Origin of the sequence: Saccharicrinis carchari, assembly GCF_900182605.1 — a bacterium.
Lineage (GTDB): Bacteria > Bacteroidota > Bacteroidia > Bacteroidales > Marinilabiliaceae > Saccharicrinis > Saccharicrinis carchari.
Genome location: NZ_FXTB01000003.1, coordinates 104,077 through 125,002 on the forward strand (window position 1 = coordinate 104,077; position 20,926 = coordinate 125,002).

Sequence of the window (20,926 nt, forward strand, 5' to 3'; positions counted from 1 at the left end):
ACCGTTACTTTATAATTATAGTTCGAAAACACTGAAGATAATCGACAGGTAAAATTTTGTGCATGGATTTACTCATCCTGTGTATTTTTGCAGACTTGTATAGGGCTTGTGCCAAAATAGCTTCGTTATAAACTGACAACTTAGTTTATTACAAGCCACTTAGTGTTTGATTAACAGTTCTAAAAAGTCGATGGATAGGGGTTTTTGGATGAAGGCACTAACACAGGGATATTGCATTACCTTATCGCGGTCGGTCTTTTTTTTGGACGATGTGCACACAAAAATCTCTACTTCACTTTGCTTTTCGTTGAGTTGCTGAAAACGCTTTAAAAACTCGAATCCATTCATTTGAGGCATATAAAGGTCAAGCACTATGTATTGGGGTAGGTCGGCCTTTGGCTTCGATTGAATATAACTTAATCCATCGCTGGCATCGCTAAAAGGTATAAGGTAATCCGCCAAATTTTTACGTTCTAACATGGCACTATACGTATTCACCAAATTTTCATCATCGTCTATAAGCAGTATTTTTTTATATTGGTCTTTCGCTTCCATCCTCCGTTCATTTATAATTCCGCTATTATAAATACCAACATCCGTTCCAAAACATTTCAGATACAGCTGTAAGTTCCAAGTCCGGATAATAATAATTTATTGCTTATCTTCTCTCTTTCCCTGCCTAACTTGTTCTGAATTGGATTAAATACTAGCTGCCAGGATCACAAAAGCTGCACCGTGTTCACCAGAATTCTATGCGTTCTTTGTGCCTTTGTGGCTATTTTTTAATGTGGAGTAATTACTGCGGAGTAATTGCTTACATATCGATATCGTACAATTTAATTTTGTTATACAGTGTTTTACGGTTAATATTTAACATTTCGGCGGCTTTGGATTTATTGTAACCTGCCTCCTGTATAGTTTTTATAATTAGTTGTTTTTCTATTTCGTACGATGCATTTTTTAAAATGGAACTGGATTCAACCTCAGCTGTTCCGCTGGAATTAGTGGCGGAAGGTTCGGGATATACAATTTCGTGCGGCAGTACTTCTTTTTCTATGGTGTGGCCGTTGCTCATTAGTACCGCACGTTTGACAACGTTTTTCAGTTCGCGCAGGTTTCCGCACCAGGGATATTTAACTATTATCTCTTCCACATCGGGCGAAAATCCGGATACCCGGGTATTTAAATCAATATTGGCCTTTTTTAAAAAATGTGATGCGAAAAGAAGTATATCCTGTTTTCTGTTACGCAGCGCCGGCAGCTTAATATTGAATTCATTTAAACGATGGAACAGATCCTCTCTGAACTTGTTTTCCTGCAGCTCCGATTTTAAATTTTCATTGGTGGCCGTTATAATGCGTATATCGATGTTTTGTGCCTTTTTATCCCCCACTTTTGATACTACCCGTTCTTGAATTACACGCAGCAATTTTAATTGTATATCGTAGCTTAAGTTCCCTATTTCGTCTAAAAACAAGGTGCCACCATGTGCTCTTTGAAAAACGCCCTCCTTATCGTTTATGGCACCGGTAAACGACCCTTTGATGTGACCAAAAAGCTCACTGTTGGCCAATTCTTTGGGTATTGCACCACAATCAATGGCCACAAAGGGTTTGTTACTTCGCTCACTATTTTGATGAATATAACGCGCAATATACTCCTTACCTGTACCGGTTTCGCCTTCAATAATAACCGACATATTGGTGGGCGCCACCCTGTTGGCCTGTGTTATCACCTGCTTTATTTGAGGACTTTCGCCTACTATAAAATCATTGTCGGATGCGTTGTTGCTGTTTCCGGTTTGTACAGGAGTTGGTTGCGAAAAAAGCTTTTCAATTAAATTGAGCAATTCCTCCTGCTGTATAGGTTTGGTAATGTAATCCGTTGCGCCCATTTTCATTAATTGCACGGCAACCTTTACATCGGCATATGCCGTAATAATAATTACAGGGGTACTTGATTTTTGTGCTTTTATCTTTTTTAGGAGTTCCAATCCACTGGTATCGGGTAAGCGGAAATCACAAAGTACCAGGTCGAAATGATGTTTTTTTAGTAAATCGCTTGCACTTTTACCCGAAAAGGCTGTGTGCACGATGTAATTGTTTTTTACGAGATACTTTTTCAGTATTTCACAAATAAAGGTATCGTCATCAATCAGTAATATCTGTTTCATATTCTGTTCAACTTTTTTACAAGAGGGTAAACTCTCAAAAAGGTTTATTTTATCTTAAGCGGCTTTTTGCATAGGTAACCAAAAGTAAAAATACATGGGTGTTTCGGGTTATAAACTTTTATTTTATTGCCGCTTTGGCTTGTTCTATCGTTTTATAAATATCGCCCAGAGCCTGTTGTACGATGTCTGATAAATTTTCGTGTTCCTTGTTACTGAGGGTTATATCCTCTATTAGCTCAAAATTAGATGCTATTTTGTTCATTCCAAAATATTTAAACGACGGAATAGCTTTGTGCACACTTTCTCCAATTGTTTCCCATTCGCCGGTATCCAAGTTATCATGAATACATTGAGCCAGAGAATCAGCATTTTTAATAAAATTAGCTATCATCTTATTAAAAAACGTCCTGTCTCCTTCGGCGGTTTTAAGCAATTCTGAGGTATCAAAAAAATCGTAATTACAGTTTTCGGCCACTTCATCCGTTTGAATAGCTATTGTTTTTGGCATCGGTAAATCAATAGACAGCGCATTGCACAATTTATTGTAAAGCTCCGTTTCGCCAAAAGGTTTTATTAAATAATCGTCAAAGCCTACTTTCAGGTTTTTTTTAATATCGCTTGTTATGGCATTAGCCGTAATGCAAAGTGTGGGTGTTTTGTGATTAAGCTCTTCTGCATTGCTCCGCATTTTTTTAATTACCTGCACACCCGTTTTTTTGGGCATGTTGATATCAAGCAAAACAACATCGAATCTTTTCTTTTGCAAGGCTGTAAGGGCTTCCTGACCATCTTTTACCTGAACACAATAGGCCCCCCAACTTTTTAAAATTGTACTACCCAGCAATAGGCTGTGTTCATCGTCATCGGCCAATAATATTGTTTTATTTTTAAGGTGTTTATCCTGTAGCTCAAATTTTTTTCCCTTATCAGCCTTTGGTTTAGTCGATGCTTTTTTAAAAGGAATGACTAATTTAAAGTCGGAGCCCACGTTTAATTTACTTTGTACCGAAATAGTGGCATCAAGCAATTCGCAGAGCTTTTTACTTATGCCTAAACCTAAGCCTGCCCCCCCCCTTAAGTTTTGCGTTCGCTTGGTGCCTTGTTCAAACACGTCGAAAATATGCGGCAAATCCTTTTTGGCAATACCTCTGCCTGTATCGGATACAGTAAAAGATAGTGCAAGCGATTTTTTTGAATCGCTCACCAAGTTGCAAAATAATTTAACGCTTCCTTTATCCGTATATTTAATAGCATTTATCAGCAGGTTCATTAAAATCTGCCGCAACCTGTGGGGATCACCGATCAATGTATCGGGTAAGCCTTGTTCTTTGTCAACGATAAAATCCAGGCTTTTTCCTTTTGCCTCAATGCTGCATATCTCATAAATATCCTGGATCAACTCAGATAGCGAAAATGGTATTTTTTCGATATATACGCGCCCCATCCCCAGCTTAAATAAAAAAACAATTTCGGTAACCAAATAAAGCAATTGGTCCGATGCTTTTTCTATTAAGCTTAAATGGTGTTGTTGCTCCGTATTTAGTTTTGTTTTTTTTAGTTGCTCAGTAAAACCCACAATGGCGTTAAGCGGGGTGCGAATTTCGTGGCTCATATTGGCAATAAAAATAGATTTTGCCTTGTTGGCGTTTTGTGCATCTATTTTGGCTTGCTTTAAACGTTCTTCTAATTCCTTATCCTGCGTCACGTTTTGCACTATCAGTATACCAGCAACAGTATTATTATTTCGGTCTTTTATGGGTTTGGCAACCAAAAAATACAACTCATTTTTAAATCGTACTTCACCCTCGCTAGCTTCTCCATTAATGGCTTTATGATAAAAAGGAAAAAGACTGCGTTGCGATTTTTTATCTACTACTTCAAACAGGGTTTTGCCTATCATTTCATTGTTCGATAAATTAAATCGTTCCTTTTCTTTGCCACCTACCATAATGTAACAGAAGTTTTTATCAAAAAGGTATACGTCCATTCCAGGCAGATTGTCGAGCATAATACGCTGATAGTTGGCCAATTCCTGTTCTCTGTTATTTTTAAAGGTTAAAAAAATAACCACACGGTTAGCCCCAAAATTACTGGCCTTGGCATCTATCTCAAATTGGCAACTGCTTTGCACGCAATCCGGTGTTGTAAAATATAAATCTACTACTTGGTTTGTCAGTATACGCTTTGCCTTATTAACAGCCGATTGCAATATCTGTCTATCTGCTATACTCATCAGGTCATCCATACCAAACTTGAAGTTGTTGCTGTTGGGTGCACCCGGGAAATAATACGAAGGACCCGAAAAACGATGAATAACAAGTTGTGCATCGCAGATAATAATAGCGTCGTAACTTACTTTTTGATTTTCGACATGCGTATTTGTTTCGCAACCCGCATTGTTAAGCTTAGAGAGCCGGACCTTTTCGGACTGATTAAAAAGCCAACTTTCCAGGTATTCCAATTCTTCAACGCTCCTGTTATCTGCACTTAGGTACGCATCAATTTTGGCCGATACTGCATTAAGCTGTTGTGTAAATTCATTGTATGTATGGCTCATCAAGTAATAATATAAACCTGTATGTAAAACGTATTATGGCAAAAAGTGAGCAAAGCAAACCCCACGCTGTATAAATAGTAGGCACAAATACAAGATTGTAATTTTTAATAAAAACGTTTTTTCTTTTGCTTAGTTGTAAAGATATAAAAAATTACTTTGAAAAAGGCGCTCGTGCACAGGCAGTCCGGGGAAGTGTACTTAAACATTGAACCCCATTCGGGATTATATGGCACGTATCCTACCCTACCGAAGCATATTTATTTTCTAAGAATTGGCACGATTTTATCACTTTCAGCTTACTTATATTCACATTATATCTGTTAATCATTGAACCGTGAGCATGTGGTTCAACTAATTTTTTTAACTTATGAAAGCAATTGGAATAATAGTAATGATTTTAGGAATTGTAGGAATTGTATTTTTTGGCCTTCAGGCTATCAACGATTCCGAATCGTTTAAGCTGTTTGGATTAGACGTTGCGGTGAGCAAAGCCAATTGGACACCCTTGATTGTAAGTGCAGTGGTAACGGTTATTGGTGTATTTATGAGCACCCGAAGAATTAAGAGTTAAGCATTTGCACAATACCATAATTATCACAAAAAGCTAATAAGCTTTAGGAGAAATAGTGAAATTTAAGTAATTGGTATCTAAGCTACCCGGGAGGTATAGCTGTTTATTAAAAAATAAGCGAGACCTCTGTTAAGCCAATTATAGCGTGTGAAAAATACGTGTATTTTTCTGGTATGAAGAGGTCGCTTTGTTAAGCGACAATCCCTTAAAATGCACCCCCATAATTTTAAAATTATGAAAAACATAAAATTTAATTTGAAAACAGTTATGGGTATTCTCGTAGCTGTTTTTTTTATTCTTGTTTGCGCATCGTTCATTTTATCCACCTATTTAGAACGTAAGGTAAAACAATTGGATGTACCGGGTTTTACCTTAAACGTGAAAACAGTGAAGATAAAACTGCTTAAACAGCAAGTCAGCTTAAATGAAATTGAACTAAGGGATTCGTTAAGGCTGTTAAACCTTAACATTAAACGGATTGAAATAAGGGACATTCATTTTTTCGCCTTACTTTTTAAGGGAAATATTGGTATTGATAACTTAATTTTACAAAAACCACATATCCGGATTGATACGGCATTGTTTAAAAGCAATTTAAAAGGCTCATCATACACTGATAACAGAACCATAGATATTGCCTCATTAAAAATACGCAATGCCACTCTGCTTCTGGTATCGTCCGACACATTAATGGCCGATACGCTTTACTACACCGGTTTTAATATCAATATTAATAAGCTCAAACAAAACGGACAGCCCAACACGTTCAGCTACCAATCTACTTCGTTCAACCGTTTGCAGTTTTCGTTGCAGAATGGGGTTTTTAATTTTGGCAAGGGCCTGTACGCCATCAAATACAATAACCTGGCTTACGATTCGGATAAAATGAAATTGAACGTGGACGAACTGAACCTGCTATCGTTGTACTCCAAATATGAGATGGGTCGTACTACAGGTTTCGAAACCGATTGGTTTGATTTTACTTTTAAAGACCTGGAACTAAACACAATTCGTTTAAAAAGCTTACTGAGTAATACAGCACTTGTTTTTTCTGAAGGCCGAATAGGTAATTTTCAGGGAGAAGCATTTAAAGACAAGCGCCTGCCTCTTCCACAAAAACCGGACAACAAATTGCCTATGACCATGCTCAATGCCCTGCCCATAGGACTGCACTGCGATTCTTTTTTTATTGACCAAGCCCATATCATTTATTCCGAGCGTGTAGATGCGTCGGATAAGGCGGGAACCATTTATTTTAAAGATCTTAGTGCACGGATAAACCATGCCAGCACTATCGACAGCCTAATAACAAAGCCTACCACTATGCAGGCACAAGCCAGGGTAATGGGTGAAGCTTTATTGCAAGCAGACTTTAACTTCCCAAACAAAGAATACCCCAAACCATATCGTGCAAAGGGACAAATGGGTTCAATGCCCGTTAGGTCTTTTAATCCCATCATAAAACAAAATGCCTTTGTAGAGGCCAATCAAGGAAACATTAAAAATATGGCTTTCGACTTTACCTACAACAACGATAGTTCCGGAGGAAGCTTGGTGTTTGAATACGACGATTTAAAAATTTCAATACTGGATAAAGATGATTTCAGCAAAAAGGGCGTGACCTCGTTCATTGTAAATTCCTTTGCGGTACACAACGAAAATTTAAAAAACAGTAAGGAATTTCGCGAAGGCACTATTGCTTTTGAAAGGAATAAAAAAAGATCCATTTTTAATTATTGGTGGAAGTCCGTTTTATCGGGGCTTAAAACCATTGCTATTTTTTAACACCCCCTTTATGTGAGTAAAAGAATACACACAATAGCTTAAGCAATATACAAACACAAGCACCTATCATCACGTATCACATTCAAAAACAGATACATACATTAGCCGTCCTTTTTGGCACAGTTTTGATACGATAATTAGAAAGCACATTTAGCCGTGTTATGAATTGTACCGCAAGAATATTAATTATTCACTTAAAATATAACAATTATGGACAAGTTACAGATTAAAGGAAATTGGAATGAAATGAAAGGTAAAATCAAACAGAAGTATGGAGACTTAACCGATGATGATTTAACTTATGTAGAAGGAAAAGAAGATGAACTCCTCGGCCGCTTACAGAAAAAAACCGGTAAGGCTCGTCAGGAATTAGTGGATGAAATAAATAAACTATAGGAGGATGAGATCCTTACTTTATTTAATCGCCGTAATTCTTATCCTAGGCTGGCTTCTTGGATTTTTTGTATTTTCCGTGGGCTATCTTATCCATGTTTTACTAGTGTTTGCAGTAATTTCAATACTGATATCCATTATACGTGGAAGAAGACTATGACAAGATAATTATAAACGGATTCTTGCGAATCCGTTTTTTTATTGCTTGTAATTTTTTACCACATAAGTAACCCGATCTGCACCATTTTACTTAGTACCCGTTGAACATACGTTGTGCCCTTTGTGCTTAGGTTTTAAAGCACTTAATTCACAACAAAAACATCACTACCTATCTATTTGACAAATAACGAGTGCTGCCTACCGATTATACTACTCTGTATAAATAAGTGAACGCGCAGATGCGTAAAACGACTTATGATTTTTTAAGGGTGTTAATTTCAAACGGAACAGCAAAGTTTAATGGCTTAATATTATGCTTGTAAAACCGGCTATACTGATTAGATAATTCAACACCAAAATAAAAAATAAGTGAGGCGTAAAATATCCAAATCAAAATGGCGATAAAAGCACCGGCGGTTCCGTAAACCGCCCCCATGTTGCTGCTACCAATAAACAATCCTATTAAAAATTTACCCAGTGTAAACAATATGGCCGTTAAAAATGCCCCAAACCAAGCGGCACTCCACTTTACCTTTACATCGGGCAAAAATCGATAAATAAATGCAAATACACAGGTGATAATAGCCAGGGTTAAAACTACGTTAGTCAATTGAGCCAGCACAATAAATTTTGGACTAAAATAGGTGGCCAAAAAATCTTTTAAAAAGGCAATGGAAGCATCCAGAATTAAGGATACCAATAGTATAAATCCAAGACTTAGAATCATGCCAAAGGACAAAACTCTATCTTTTAGCAACTTAAAAATATTTGTTTTAAGATCCGATTTTACCTGAACACGCCATATGTAGTTTATGGAATTTTGGAGCGAACTAAAAAGTGTGGTGGCCGAAACCAGAAAAAAACTAACGCCCAATATAGTTCCAAAAGTACTGTTTTCGGTTATCTGATAGTTCTCAATGGCATCTTTTAGCAAAGCCGTACTATTGGAACCTATCAATACATTGAGCTCCTCAAAAAGCTTCTGGCGTATGGATGCCTCACCTGTTAGGTAGCCAAAAACCGAAATAATAATAATGATGATGGGCACAATGGAAAAAATAGCAAAATAAGCTGTGGTTCCGGCCAAATCCATGGGCCGGTTGGAGCCAAAGTTTAATGCCGATTTTTTAATTATACTAAACGCATTGTTAACGCTATCTTTCAGCTTACTTTTTTTCATATCCAATAAATTTACGCATACTCTTCCAAATGGGTTTTATTTTAATGCTATGCTTTTCTACCCCATGCGTTCCTATTAAATAAGCAAAGGGTTTTAAATCATCTACATTGTGCATTATAATTTTTACAATAGCCAGCATGGGTACAGCTATAAGCATACCTCCCATACCCCATATAAGATTACCTAACAACAAACTAATGATGATAGCCAATGGGTTAAGTTTAATGTTGTTGGAAACAATGTTTGGTGTAATAAGGTTATTCTCGAGAAATTGTACTGCGCTAAATAAAATGATAATCTTGAGTACCGTAGAGAAAGGGTCAGGTTCAGAAAGCAACACATACAAAACAGGAAGTGAGCCACCTATAAAAGTACCAAAATAAGGTATTATATTTAGTACCGCTGCTATAATTCCAAAAATTATCGCATAGCGTACTCCAATTATCAATAAGCCTGACACATTTAAAACAGCCAAAATTAATACTACAATAAACAGTCCTGCCATGTATCTGGCGGTTACCGTGGATATCTGGCGCAGTACATGTACTGCTTTGGTCTTGTGCTTTCGCCCTACCAACCTGAATATAAAATAGGCCACCTTGGTGCGATAATAAAGCATAAAAAACACAAAAACAGGCAGCACAAACAGCTGAAACAATGTGGTGGTGGTAGCTGAAAATAAGGTACCTGCCTTATTTTCTACAAAGGATAACAAATTATCAGAAACCTGTGACAAGTAGTGATCCATTGTGCTGGTATTAACACCCAGTTTATCTGCCAAAAATCCCTGCACATCATCGGCTTTGGTATCCAGCTGTTGTTTTATCTCCGAAAAATCGACACTTGTGTTGGATACCTGTACAGCAACAAATACCGAAATGCCACCCACTACTATAACCGTAACAAACAGAACCAAAATAATAGCAATAATGCGATGTACACCGTTGCGTTCCAGTTTAGATACTAAAGGATACAGCAGGTACATAATAAAAACACTAATAACAAATGGAACCAGCACGTTCTTGGCTAAAATAGCGATAACCAATACGATGGAAAGAATAAATAAACTGAGTGCAGTTTTCAGAAGAATGTCGTTTTTCATACCTGTATTATAAACTTTTATAATGGTTGTAACTATTATGGTTAATCTAGCATTTATTTATCGTCCTGAAAGAAATCGATAGAATGGTCTACATTTTTTTTAAACGCTTGTATAAAAGCATTTTTAAACACATTCCATACGGTGGGCCATATTTTAATATCCGCTTGATTCAAATTCCCCTTGATGGGTACCCTGGTGGCAAACCTGTCCTTGGGCTGGTTTTCTAGCACTTCGGCAGTAAAACCTACCACGCTTTCCCATATTTTTTGAAAAAAACCGCCCTCTTCCTTGTCCCAATCAATAATTTTTAAATTTTCGATAATGGGTTTTACATAGCCTTTCATATTTCCGTCTTTCGCTACCAATTCGGCATACAAACTAAATGTACCTCTTTCTACATCGGTATTGGTGTAGGCTTTAATAAAATTATTGAGTGCGGTTAAATCAACCCGTTCAAACTTCAAATCGATGTCGAAATCGGGTACCACCTTTACAATATTTAAACGGCTGTTTATATTTAACTTACCACCACCCAACGAAATAGCCTTGGCAGTGAGCGTTGCGGGCAGTTCTTGTTTACTATCGGTAACACTGCTTAAATTGGTAGCTCGTATATGCAGTGAATCTAATTTAATATCTACTACCGGTTGCCTGGTAAAATCTTTAAATGCCACCGTCCCACCTTGTATCTCAAAACGGTTAATTTTTAGTGGAATCAGCTCGTCCAGTACTTTTGTCCAGTCCTCCTCCGACCCGTCCTGACTCACCTTTTTATCTCCTTCACCCTCGGGGCTCTCGGCAATGGCAAAATTAACGATGGGCTCATTTAATATAACTTCACCTACAATGGAACTGTTAAACAAAGCTTTCCAATGTACCGACAAATCAATTTCTCTTATGTCGATAAAAGGAATGGGTATGCTATCGCCGGTTTGCTTAATATTGAGCTTATGAATAATGTAAGCACCTCTGTACAAATGTAAATCCACATCGTCCACGCTACCTGTAAATCCTTCCAAATCGCTTAATGTTTTGTTTACATAATATTTTACCGCAAACGGGAGTGCTACCCTAAGCCCTATTAAGAGCACTATAACCACTAATACAATTTTCCAATTTTTGCTCATATCACAAGTGTATAGTTTGTTTCGCTGTTTGTATATAAAAGTACCCCAAGATGTATAAGCCAAAACCAACCAGGTTTTTGACTTGTTCAAAATTGCCAGTGCAATGTATTAAAGTAAATTTTCATTCAAGGCTTTTATAACAAAGCTTAATTGTATCATATACAATACATTGTAAATCTTACTCACAAAGGTACGGACTAAAGCCGCAACTATGTATTATCCGTTAGCGCATATTGTGGCACCATCACCTGCACGGCCTTTTCTATAATTTCTGCCTCCACTTCCTTAATACTTCCAATAACTTCGCCATCAATCTGCACAACCTGATTTTTATTTGTTTTTAAAATGGCCTTTTTACAGCTGTACACCTCAATATAGTCAAGTTGGTCAATTGATTTGGTAAAAAAAGGAATAATCATGCGCAACAGATGACCTATTGAGTGGGCGCGTATTAAAACAACTTCAAAAACTCCATCCCCCGGCTTGCCCTTAGGGTTGATGTTTGCGCCTGTACCGTATTGCGACGCATTGGCCAAAACAATCATATAAGCCGATTTCGATATTTCTCTTCCATCTAAAATGAGGCTGAATTTTATCGGTTTAGCATCCATCAACTCAGCAATCAAATGTTTACCATAGCCCCAAAATCCTCGTACTGTGTCCTTCTGAAAACGCTGCACCACTTTAGCATTAACACCAATATCGCTCAAATGCAGGGATATATAATTCTTATTTATCCGGATAACATCTATAGGTTTTGGGCTCCCATGGATGATGGTTTGTAATGCTTTTTTAATTGGGGCAGGGATGCAAAGTTCCATCGCCAGTCCATTGGCCGAACCGGAGGGTAAAACACCCATTCTTATAGAGGAATTAAGCAGTAGTTGCCCCACCATGTTGCAGGTTCCGTCGCCTCCTGCTGCAACTACTATATCCGGTGTGTGGGTTTTAATGAGTTCACTGATTTTAATCGAATCGTTAGTGCCTGTGGTGCGATAAATATGGAACCAAAAATTTTCGCTGTCGGCAAAACAACGAATTTCTTCTTCGAGCAAGCTTTTGTCCAGGTCGCCGGATATGGGGTTGATAACAAATATGATTTTTTGTTTTTGTTGCATTGGTTTATTTGGCATGTGTTATGTATCTTTTCAATGTTTCCACCCGAAAGCTACAATAAAGAAGCCGATATATGCAGAAACAATCCAATGAATTAGAATTTTTAAAACAAAAAAAGAGAAGCTTACCCGGACGATTAAAAGTTATACTTAAACATCGCTTAGGCTGGCTTGGTGTTCCAAAAGTCATTATTTATCGTGGCTTTTGCAGTGAAGGAAAAGCTATGGTGAGCGGTTGCCTTACTGAGGACAAAGGACTGGCCAAACCCGATAAACAGAACTCCACATGGCAAAATATACTTTCTATGATAAAGCGGTATTCGAGTGATCAAATTCCCGGCGCCAAGGTTCGTATAGAGCTTGCCAACACAGCGCAAGAAACGCTTAGCAACGATAATGGTCTTTTTTCGTGTACCTTAAGCAAGGCAGCACTGCCAGCACTGCCACAAAGCCAATGGGTAGCTTGCAAGGCGGTGATGCCAAACAACGCATCAACTGAACCCAAGGCGGTATCGGGTTGGGGCGAGGTGCTTATTCCTGGAACGGATGTAGATTTTGGCGTGATATCTGATATTGATGATACCATTTTGGTAAGCCATTCCACACAGTTTTTACGCAAGCTAAGGCTCATGCTGTTGCGTAACGCGCTCACCCGAAAGCCTTTTCCGGGCGTTGATGCCTTTTATCGCGCCTTAAGCAAAGGAGTGAGCGGCGGTAAATGCAATCCTTTTTTTTATATTTCGAGCAGCGAGTGGGCTCTCTACGATTTGTTGGTCGATTTTTGTGCGCACCATAAATTGCCCAAAGGAGTTTTTTTGCTGCGTGAATTTAAAGCGGGTCTGCTAAAACTATGGAAGTCGGGTGGCGGAACCCACGAACATAAATTTGAAAAAATAGACCTCCTTTTTAAAACCTACCCAAATATTAACTTTGTACTTATTGGCGACAACGGTCAACACGACACGGATATTTATACCCGAATTGCCCGCAAGTACCCCAAAAGAGTGATAACCATTTATATTCGCACAGTAAAAAAGGTAAAAAACCGGAAAATGAAAAAAATAAGCGAAGAGCTGTGGAAAGAAAAAATACCCATCCTGTTTACACCAACCACCCTTGAAGCAGCCCATCATGCGGCAGACAATGGTCTGATATCACCGGCTTCGGTAACTGATATTGCCGCTGAGGTATAAAAGGCTGTATGCACTAAACAGGGGTAAAAATAAGAAGTCGTGGCCTAAACAAAACACAAACTGTCCGGTTTACAAGCATTATTGATAGTTGCTTTAATAAATAATCTGCTATGCACTTTCGTTATTTACATCTATTCATTTCGTTGCTTATCCTGAGCGTTTCGGCATTAAATGCGCAGGACAATTTTGAGGTACGCCAAATAAAGTTTAAAGGCAACAAAACACTCGAAAAAGATTATTTATTAGAGAACATGGCACTTAAAGAGGTATCCTACCTTGAAAAGGTGCTGCTGAAAAAAGAACCATTTCTTTTTAACAGAGAACTGGTTAATCTGGATATGCTGCGTTTACAAAGGATTTATCAAAGCGAAGGTTTTATTAGGGTTAAATCATCGATAGACAGTTTAATTGTAAACGATAAAAAAAAGATTTTAAAACTTCAAATTGATGTTGAAGAAGGACGAGCCGTTATCGTTGACAGCGTAGGTATAAGCTATGGCCCTAATACCCCGGAGATAAATACCGACTCAATTCATCAGATCATATTTAAAAATATTGCCCTTAAAAAAGGGGAGCGTTTCAGAGACAAAGAGATCAACAACGATATACAAATTATCCAGGATGCTTATATGAACATGGGATATGCCTACGTGGAGGTGGATTATGATTTAAATTTACGACCGGATACTTTTGCAACGGATATATTTTACAGCGTACAAACCGGCCCGTTATGTTACGTGGGCAAAACGATAATAGAAGGCAACCAACACGCAAGTGATGCCCTTATCCGAAAACAACTTAAATATGAAAAAGGAGATGTGTACGATAAATCGGAGCTTTCGGACGCACGCCAAAACTTGTATCATCTGCAATTATTTCGGGTAGTGAGCGTATTACCCCTAAAAAATGACAGCGCACCCCACAGCAGCATACCTATTAAAATTTACATTGAGGAGGCACCACGCCTTTCATCGCGCTTTGGCGCAGGTTATGGAACCGAAGATAAAATACGAGGCTTTATCGACATTAACTACCGGGGCTTTTTAGGTGGAGCCCGGCGACTTAACTTCTATGCCAAACATTCGGCCTTGGAACCCTATCATGTTAGTATACGATGGATACAGCCTCAGCTTTTCGGTACCAAAAGCAGCTTAACCATCCACCCCTTTCTCAACCGAAAAAATGAACCTGGGTACAACACACGTACCTATGGTGTTAACGTTCCGGTTTCGTATCGTTTTAACCGTAATTTAACGAGTACGTTGAGTTATTACCTCGAAAATGTGCAACAACGCGTTGAAGAAGGCGACCTGGAATTGCCCGACCCCACAAAAAAGAATTTCCCCTACAACAAATCAGGTATTCTTACCAGCATCGGCTTTAATAGTTCAACGCCTAAGTTTTCGCCCGATAAAGGCATGCAGGTATCCTTAGGGTTTAAGCTCAACGGTTTTTTATTTGGGGGTGATTTTAATTATACCCGCTTGTGGGCCGATGTGCGCACCTACCAAAAAGTAGGTGATGTGGTGTTGGCTCTTAGGGGTATGGCGGGTGGCATACAATCTACGGATGCCCATGGCTTTATTCCGGTAGAAGACAGGTTTTATTCCGGAGGTAGCAATTCTATCCGCGGTTGGGCACGTGCCCAGTTAGGACCCAAGCGCGAAAGTGGCACCCCATTAGGTGGTAACAGTATTTTTGAAGCCAATGCAGAGGCCCGTTATCACCTCTTTTGGCGCTTGAGCACCGTAGTATTTATTGAAGGTGGCAAGGTGTGGAATAAGCCATACGAGTACAAATTAGGGGATTTAAGCTATGCCGTTGGAACCGGCTTGCGCATTGACACGCCCATAGGTCCCGTGCGCTTTGATGTGGGTTTTCCGGTTTGGAACGAAAAGAAAAGTGCCCAATTTTTTATCAGCGTAGGACAAGCATTTTAAAAAATGAAGAAAATTCTCACATATAGCGTCCGTATAATAGGGTGGTTTTTACTTGCCCTTGTTGCCCTATTGGTATTGGCATTGCTGCTGATTCAAACCGGCCCGGTAAAGAAAAAACTGGCTGGTATAGCTTCCGAACAAGCTTCGTCGTTTGTACAAGGTGCGGTGCATATCAATGCCATCGAAGGCAATTTTTTTGGCAATATCCGGTTAAAAGGTGTACTGCTTACCGATGTAAATAATGATACACTGGCTCATATCACACAAATTGATGTCGGTTATAATTTACTGCCATTGCTGCATAGCGAATTGCGTGTTCATCATTTCCATATTCATAAACCTTTGGTTTTTCTCAAACAAATGAAGGATTCCACGTGGAACGTTCAGCATATTGTTAAACCATCTGATACACAGGGAGCAGATACCACCGCGTCATCGGGTTCATTGGCTCTATATCTGTCTCAGTTTAAGCTGAGCGAAGGTAGCGTGCACATCCAGTCGCCCGACACCATCCTCCCGCAACGGATAGAGGATTTAAACACGGAGCTTTCCCTAAGCTACACTCCCGAGGAACAGGAGGTACAATTGAAACATTTCTCCTTTGTAAGTCAGCACCCGCAAGTAACATTGCAAAAGCTTAGTCTGCAATTCAATAGAAACGAACAAAGAATTGTACTCGGAGATTTATATCTGAAAACGGCTCGCAATAAACTACAAGGAAAAGCACAATACAACGAGCAGCCGGATACCGCTGCCACAGCACAGCTCAACAGCGACCCCTTAAAACTGCAAGAGTTTGAGTTTTTCCTTCCGGGACTACAAATCCCTGCCACACCGGTATTTTCGTTCGATGCTTCGTTAAAGAATGATTCCCTGGAAGCTACCGTGCAGATGGAAGATAAAGGCGAGCGAATAAATATCAAGCTGCAAGCATCCCAGCTCATCGCTTTTATCCAAGATCAAAACGAGGTAAGCTTGGGGTATAAATTAAACGCTTCGTTTAAAAACATAGATGTAGCCCATTGGACGGGTGATAAAGCGCTAAACCATTTATTAAACGGTACTTTGCTGCTTGACGGTACAGGAACAAAACCGGAAACGGCACGCGTTAAAGTGGATGGCGATTTTAATAATGTTTTGGTTCAAGGCAAAAAAGTAGATAAACTTTATTTTACCTTTCAGCTGAATCAAGGTAATTTAAATGGGATAGCGCAAGGTGAAGGGGCTTTTGGCGCTTTTAAGTTACAGCCTCAAATACGCAACCTAAACAAAACGCCCGGCTACGATTTTGAGCTGTCCGTTAACAACCTCGATTTGGCTCAACTTACAGGTAACGACAGTTTACAATCGAACATCAACCTAAAAGCCATGGTCCATGGAAAAGGATTTGAGCCAAAAACAATGCAGGCCGATGCCGAATTGGTATTTTCACCATCGCATGTCTACCAACTTAAGTTGGACACCTTGTTGGCCAGGGTGGGATACCATAACGAAAATATAACCATAGATACGCTAAATCTGTTTACCCAACATGTTGAGCTAAATGCCAAGGGCAATTACAGCCTGGCATCATATTCCGACATTTCCTTATGGGCTGATTTTAGCAGCCTCGAGGAGCTTGCCCCCTTTATGCCGGGCATTCAGGTACAATCGCAAGGAAGCATAAAAGCGCATGCACAAGGTAGGCTCGACTCACTACACCTGCAAACCGAAGTAACACTGGACAAAACCACCTACGACAGTATTTACGTAGCTATAATGCGCTTGGATGCCAATGCCTTATTAACAAAATCGGATACAAGCCTCAACGCACATTTGTTTGCTGGGGATTTAAATGCCGGCAATTTAAGCGTGGATTCCGTAAGTGTTAAGGTGGACGCCATTTCTGATTCGTTGCGTGTAAATGCCCGCATGACGGCCAAAGATGCCAGCACACAGTTAGAGGCCACAATTAATCCGGGAAAGGCACTAAAGGTTATTTTGCACGGCTGGGAGATTGATTTTAAAAATCAACATTTTACCTTACAACAAGCCCCTGCTGTTATTCAAATAGACTCGATGGATTATCGCATCAACAATTTTAAGTTGGCCTCGGGGGTTTCGGACAGTGCGCAGTATATTGTAGCCAATGGCCACATAAGTCGCAACGGACAGCAAGATTTTAAATTGAAGGTGGCCAATGTAGATGTAGGCGAAATACTCAATTCCATTGATTCCGAAATACAAGCTTCGGGATCCATTAATACGGATGTAGAAATAAATGGATCGGCAACAGCCCCCCTATTGCAAGGAGATGTAAAATGGAACGATGCCGTACTGAGCGATTACCGATTTACCGATGTGAACGCAAGCATTAACTACAAACAAAACAGGCTAAAAGCGGAAGCCCTCATTGTGCCGCAGGATAGTGGTCGAATAGCCATGTCGGGGGTATTCCCCGTTCAGCTTGCATTAGATAGTATGCGTTTTAATTACGATACCAAAGATTCTGTTAACGCCGAACTACGCATCGAAAAATTCCCCTTAAGCGTTTTGAAAACCTTTGATGTAGCCGAACAAATCAAAGGCCAACTGAATGGCCGGATAGATGTAAAGGGAACACCTGAATCGCCTGACCTGAAAGGTGCGGTAAAATTAAAGGATGCCCTGGTTAAAATTCCTGAATACGGTATCGACTATCGAAACATTGAATTTACCATAAATTTTTTGCGCGACAAAATAAACCTGGATACCCTGATTATTCAAAGCAACGACGGAAACGTGACCGGTACCGGTGAGATGCGTTTTAACTCCGACTTTTACAAGGGCGATGTAAGCAACTCCACCATGTCACTTCTCTTCGACCGTTTTAATCCTGTAGATCACCAACAGTTTAACATGGAACTTACAGGCAAAGCAAGTATCGGCGGAAAAAAAGGCGATGTGGTTTTCGACGGTGACCTCACCATCCCCGAGGCCAGGATTTATTTACCGGCCGTAATGGCGATGATGCAAAAAGGAGGTGGCCCCGAAATACCAAAACCCATTTTGGTGCGGGAGATGGAAAAAATGGCTCTTTCGATGGATACCATGGTAGCACAACAGATTGATAGCACCAAAGTGGACAGTGTAAACTTTGATTACTTTAACTACGTTACCGGCACCGTAAAGCTTAACATCCCAAAAAACACATGGGTAAAAAATGAAGATATGCGCATTGAGCTTTCCGGTAACCTTGAAATGATTAAACATGCCGATTTTTTTGAGCTTTTCGGATCGGTTGAGATTGTGCGTGGGCAGTACGATTTGTTAGGTAAAACATTTGTAATAAAGGAAGGTGCCGTCAGCTTCCAGGGTGGCGAAGAATTAACACCCCACATGAATATAAAAGCATCCTACTCTTTCCGAAACAGCCAAAAAGTGGAACAAGAAATAACCGTTTCTGTTGGCGGAACAAGCGAAGAGCCTACGGTTGACTTTACGCTGGACGGTAGTTCCATTAGCGAAGGTGATGCCCTATCGTATATCCTTTTTGGAAAGGCCATGAACGAGCTAACTTTGAATCAACAGGAAAACGTGGGTGGCAAAACCGACTTGGCAACCAAAGCAGCAGCTTCAGTACTCTCATCGCAACTAAGCAATTTTTTGGGCGACAAGTTGGATGTAGATTATATTGAAGTAAAAAGCGATGGCACTTTCGATAACGCCACCGTGGTTGTAGGCAAATACATAACCAACGATTTGTTTGTGAGCTACGAACAGCGTTTTGGCGAAACAGTCGAAAATGATATGTCGAAGTACGAAGTGAAATTGGAATATGAACTCTTCCGCTTCCTGTTTTTTCAGCTTAACAACTCAACAAAAGACAGTGGCTTCGATGTGATTTTTAAAGTGGATGCGGAGTAAAACCAAAGTAGTATTTTTAGGATAAATTCTGGCAACTTCAAAATCAGAATCACAACGTTAACAACATAAGCCAATCTCCAACAGCAGGCAACTCCTCACAACTTTTAGCAGTGAACCTAAGATTTCCTGTAATCTCAGCTTCAAATTTTCCCTTCTCGTTCTTTACGCTATATATTTTCTTATGCTCATCTATTGTTCGTCCAATTTCTACATCTTAAGATAATTTTATTTTATTAATTTTCGAAAGTGTCATTATATCCTAAATCTACTATTGTCATGATATTTTCTGTTTTGCTGGGTGTCTTCTTGTATTAAGCACAACGTTCGGTACAAGAATAGTAGCCGATTGCGTGGTGCTTTCCTGATTAGCCGCTATGCAGTTTGAGCAGGCTTGAAACCTTGAAATTTAGCAATACCCCTGCCATTACTTATACAAAATGTTGTAGCTAGTGCATTCTCCATTCTTCTGTCAGTTCGTAATTTGTGCTTCTACCGCCTGATTCTTCTTGTTTTAGAATTCCTTTTTCAATCAAATCTTTTATATCTCTAAGTGCTGTATCCGCCGAACATTTGGTAATCTTAGCCCATTTAGATGATTTCAATTTACCATCAAACCCATCAAATAGCTTATTTAAAATTAATCTTTGTCTGCTATTTAATATAGTCTCTTTATTTTTATCCCAAAAGTCAGTTTTTCGAAGCACACGTTTTAATGTTTCTTCTGTGTTCTCCAAGGCGCGAAACAAACAATTTAAAAACCAGTCCAACCAATCTGTTATGTCTCCAGAGCTATGCTGAACTTTTTGCAATATCTCATAATATGTCTTTTTCTCAATTAGAATCTGGTTTGATAAACTATAAAATCTCTGAGGACTTTCCTCCGAACGAGCAAGCAACATGTCTGATATTGCTCTTGCAATTCGTCCGTTTCCATCATCAAATGGATGGATTATTATAAACCAAAAATGTGCAATTGCCGCTTTTAAAACGCCATCAATATTACTTTCTTTTTCAATCCAATCTAAAAACACATCCATTTCTTTTTTAACTATTTCTGCTGGTGGTGCCTGAAAATGTATTTTTTCTTTTCCCATCGGACCTGATACGACTTGCGTTTCACCATCACGATAACATCCTGTATCAATCCGATGCATGCCACTCCAACCAGTCGGAAATAAAGATGCATGCCAGCCAAAAATTCGTTCATGGTCAAGAGTCATATTATACCTTTGCGTTGCATGAAGCATCATTTCTACAACACCTTCCACGCTCCTGTCAACATGAACAATACCCGCATAATCCAATCCAAGTCTCTTGGCTATTGAAGAACGAACTTGTTCTTGATTTAGAAATTCACCTTCTATCTCGGAAGATTTTAAAACATCAAGGGTCAAAGTCGATAAAATTGTTTCCTCTTTTATTGAAAATCCAAGTGCACTCATTTGTCCGAAAATCTTTCCTTGCAGATGACGGACTTTCCCTAAAGTCACAACAATTTTCTTGTCATCCCAAGTAAACTCAGGCCATTTATCATACTCGTAGATATATTTTGGCATAAATTTTTAGCATTTTGCGGTAAATATACGAATTATTTCCCGCATATTTAATGGAATTAACTTCCTTTATCTCCGTACGGCTCTCTTTCTTGGCATTAGCTACAACGGTTGGTACAAGAATAGTAGCCGATTGCGGACCGCGAAAATTTCAAGGTGCAGAAAGGCCAAGGCGGGCTACAAACCCTGAATT

The 20,926-nt window shown here is 39.2% G+C and carries 15 protein-coding genes; 7 read left to right on the top strand and 8 right to left on the bottom strand.

The features are described from left to right. Positions 1–159: 159 nt before the first annotated feature. From FN809_RS07105 to FN809_RS07115, 3 genes are all read right to left on the bottom strand, one after another. On the bottom strand, positions 160–555 hold the full coding sequence (locus FN809_RS07105; protein WP_142532810.1) for a response regulator: 396 nt from the start codon (positions 553–555) through the stop codon (positions 160–162). 259 nt (positions 556–814) lie between these two features. After that, positions 815–2,173 (bottom strand): sigma-54-dependent transcriptional regulator, encoded by a 1,359-nt coding sequence (locus tag FN809_RS07110; protein WP_142532811.1) that lies wholly within the window; start codon positions 2,171–2,173, stop codon positions 815–817. 118 nt (positions 2,174–2,291) lie between these two features. After that, positions 2,292–4,730 carry an ATP-binding protein gene (locus tag FN809_RS07115; RefSeq protein ID WP_142532812.1) on the bottom strand — a complete coding sequence of 813 codons (2,439 nt, stop codon included), beginning with the start codon at positions 4,728–4,730 and terminating at the stop codon, positions 2,292–2,294. A gap of 367 nt (positions 4,731–5,097) precedes the next feature. Between FN809_RS07115 and FN809_RS07120 the strand changes: the two genes are divergently transcribed. From FN809_RS07120 to FN809_RS07135, 4 genes are all read left to right on the top strand, one after another. Next, a complete protein-coding gene (locus FN809_RS07120; protein WP_142532813.1) occupies positions 5,098–5,301 on the top strand; it encodes a transglycosylase in 204 nt (67 codons plus the stop codon). A gap of 234 nt (positions 5,302–5,535) precedes the next feature. Continuing rightward, the gene (locus tag FN809_RS07125) at positions 5,536–7,086 is read left to right on the top strand and encodes an AsmA family protein (protein ID WP_142532814.1); all 1,551 of its coding nucleotides are present in this window, start codon (positions 5,536–5,538) and stop codon (positions 7,084–7,086) included. A 210-nt stretch (positions 7,087–7,296) separates the two neighbouring features. Then, positions 7,297–7,482: a CsbD family protein gene (locus FN809_RS07130; protein WP_142532815.1), complete on the top strand. Its 186-nt coding sequence runs from the start codon at positions 7,297–7,299 to the stop codon at positions 7,480–7,482. Between the two features lie 4 nt (positions 7,483–7,486). Further along, positions 7,487–7,639 (top strand): lmo0937 family membrane protein, encoded by a 153-nt coding sequence (locus tag FN809_RS07135; RefSeq protein WP_142532816.1) that lies wholly within the window; start codon positions 7,487–7,489, stop codon positions 7,637–7,639. Positions 7,640–7,891: 252 nt separating this feature from the next. Here FN809_RS07135 and FN809_RS07140 read toward each other — a convergent pair whose 3' ends face one another. The 4 genes from FN809_RS07140 to FN809_RS07155 form a co-directional block, all read right to left on the bottom strand. Then, positions 7,892–8,818, bottom strand: coding sequence for a YihY/virulence factor BrkB family protein (locus FN809_RS07140; RefSeq protein ID WP_142532817.1), 927 nt, complete (start codon positions 8,816–8,818; stop codon positions 7,892–7,894). Then, positions 8,805–9,920, bottom strand: coding sequence for an AI-2E family transporter (locus tag FN809_RS07145; protein ID WP_142532818.1), 1,116 nt, complete (start codon positions 9,918–9,920; stop codon positions 8,805–8,807). Before FN809_RS07145 ends, FN809_RS07140 begins: the two co-directional genes overlap by 14 nt. Positions 9,921–9,973: 53 nt before the next feature. Then, positions 9,974–11,047, bottom strand: a complete 1,074-nt coding sequence (locus FN809_RS07150) for a DUF748 domain-containing protein (protein ID WP_142532819.1) — start codon at positions 11,045–11,047, stop codon at positions 9,974–9,976. Between the two features lie 209 nt (positions 11,048–11,256). Beyond that, the gene (locus FN809_RS07155) at positions 11,257–12,165 is read right to left on the bottom strand and encodes a diacylglycerol/lipid kinase family protein (RefSeq protein ID WP_185957488.1); all 909 of its coding nucleotides are present in this window, start codon (positions 12,163–12,165) and stop codon (positions 11,257–11,259) included. 71 nt (positions 12,166–12,236) lie between these two features. On the opposite strand from FN809_RS07155, the gene FN809_RS07160 reads away from it, so the two are divergent. From FN809_RS07160 to FN809_RS07170, 3 genes are all read left to right on the top strand, one after another. Continuing rightward, positions 12,237–13,355 carry an App1 family protein gene (locus FN809_RS07160; protein WP_142532821.1) on the top strand — a complete coding sequence of 373 codons (1,119 nt, stop codon included), beginning with the start codon at positions 12,237–12,239 and terminating at the stop codon, positions 13,353–13,355. A gap of 110 nt (positions 13,356–13,465) precedes the next feature. Next, on the top strand, positions 13,466–15,295 hold the full coding sequence (locus FN809_RS07165; protein ID WP_142532822.1) for a BamA/OMP85 family outer membrane protein: 1,830 nt from the start codon (positions 13,466–13,468) through the stop codon (positions 15,293–15,295). A gap of 3 nt (positions 15,296–15,298) precedes the next feature. Next, a complete protein-coding gene (locus FN809_RS07170; protein WP_142532823.1) occupies positions 15,299–19,180 on the top strand; it encodes a translocation/assembly module TamB domain-containing protein in 3,882 nt (1,293 codons plus the stop codon). A 446-nt stretch (positions 19,181–19,626) separates the two neighbouring features. On the opposite strand, the gene FN809_RS07175 is transcribed toward FN809_RS07170, so the two are convergent. After that, positions 19,627–20,736 carry a Fic family protein gene (locus tag FN809_RS07175; RefSeq protein ID WP_142532824.1) on the bottom strand — a complete coding sequence of 370 codons (1,110 nt, stop codon included), beginning with the start codon at positions 20,734–20,736 and terminating at the stop codon, positions 19,627–19,629. Between the last annotated feature and the right edge of the window lie 190 nt (positions 20,737–20,926).

What these genes read in the sequence shown, in the direction of transcription:
- FN809_RS07105 (WP_142532810.1), bottom strand. Translation starts at nt 555, where the DNA reads ATGGAAGCGAAAGACCAATATAAAAAAATACTGCTTATAGACGATGAT.
- FN809_RS07110 (WP_142532811.1), bottom strand. Translation starts at nt 2,173, where the DNA reads ATGAAACAGATATTACTGATTGATGACGATACCTTTATTTGTGAAATA.
- FN809_RS07115 (WP_142532812.1), bottom strand. Translation starts at nt 4,730, where the DNA reads ATGAGCCATACATACAATGAATTTACACAACAGCTTAATGCAGTATCG.
- FN809_RS07120 (WP_142532813.1), top strand. Translation starts at nt 5,098, where the DNA reads ATGAAAGCAATTGGAATAATAGTAATGATTTTAGGAATTGTAGGAATT.
- FN809_RS07125 (WP_142532814.1), top strand. Translation starts at nt 5,536, where the DNA reads ATGAAAAACATAAAATTTAATTTGAAAACAGTTATGGGTATTCTCGTA.
- FN809_RS07130 (WP_142532815.1), top strand. Translation starts at nt 7,297, where the DNA reads ATGGACAAGTTACAGATTAAAGGAAATTGGAATGAAATGAAAGGTAAA.
- FN809_RS07135 (WP_142532816.1), top strand. Translation starts at nt 7,487, where the DNA reads ATGAGATCCTTACTTTATTTAATCGCCGTAATTCTTATCCTAGGCTGG.
- FN809_RS07140 (WP_142532817.1), bottom strand. Translation starts at nt 8,818, where the DNA reads ATGAAAAAAAGTAAGCTGAAAGATAGCGTTAACAATGCGTTTAGTATA.
- FN809_RS07145 (WP_142532818.1), bottom strand. Translation starts at nt 9,920, where the DNA reads ATGAAAAACGACATTCTTCTGAAAACTGCACTCAGTTTATTTATTCTT.
- FN809_RS07150 (WP_142532819.1), bottom strand. Translation starts at nt 11,047, where the DNA reads ATGAGCAAAAATTGGAAAATTGTATTAGTGGTTATAGTGCTCTTAATA.
- FN809_RS07155 (WP_185957488.1), bottom strand. Translation starts at nt 12,165, where the DNA reads ATGCAACAAAAACAAAAAATCATATTTGTTATCAACCCCATATCCGGC.
- FN809_RS07160 (WP_142532821.1), top strand. Translation starts at nt 12,237, where the DNA reads ATGCAGAAACAATCCAATGAATTAGAATTTTTAAAACAAAAAAAGAGA.
- FN809_RS07165 (WP_142532822.1), top strand. Translation starts at nt 13,466, where the DNA reads ATGCACTTTCGTTATTTACATCTATTCATTTCGTTGCTTATCCTGAGC.
- FN809_RS07170 (WP_142532823.1), top strand. Translation starts at nt 15,299, where the DNA reads ATGAAGAAAATTCTCACATATAGCGTCCGTATAATAGGGTGGTTTTTA.
- FN809_RS07175 (WP_142532824.1), bottom strand. Translation starts at nt 20,736, where the DNA reads ATGCCAAAATATATCTACGAGTATGATAAATGGCCTGAGTTTACTTGG.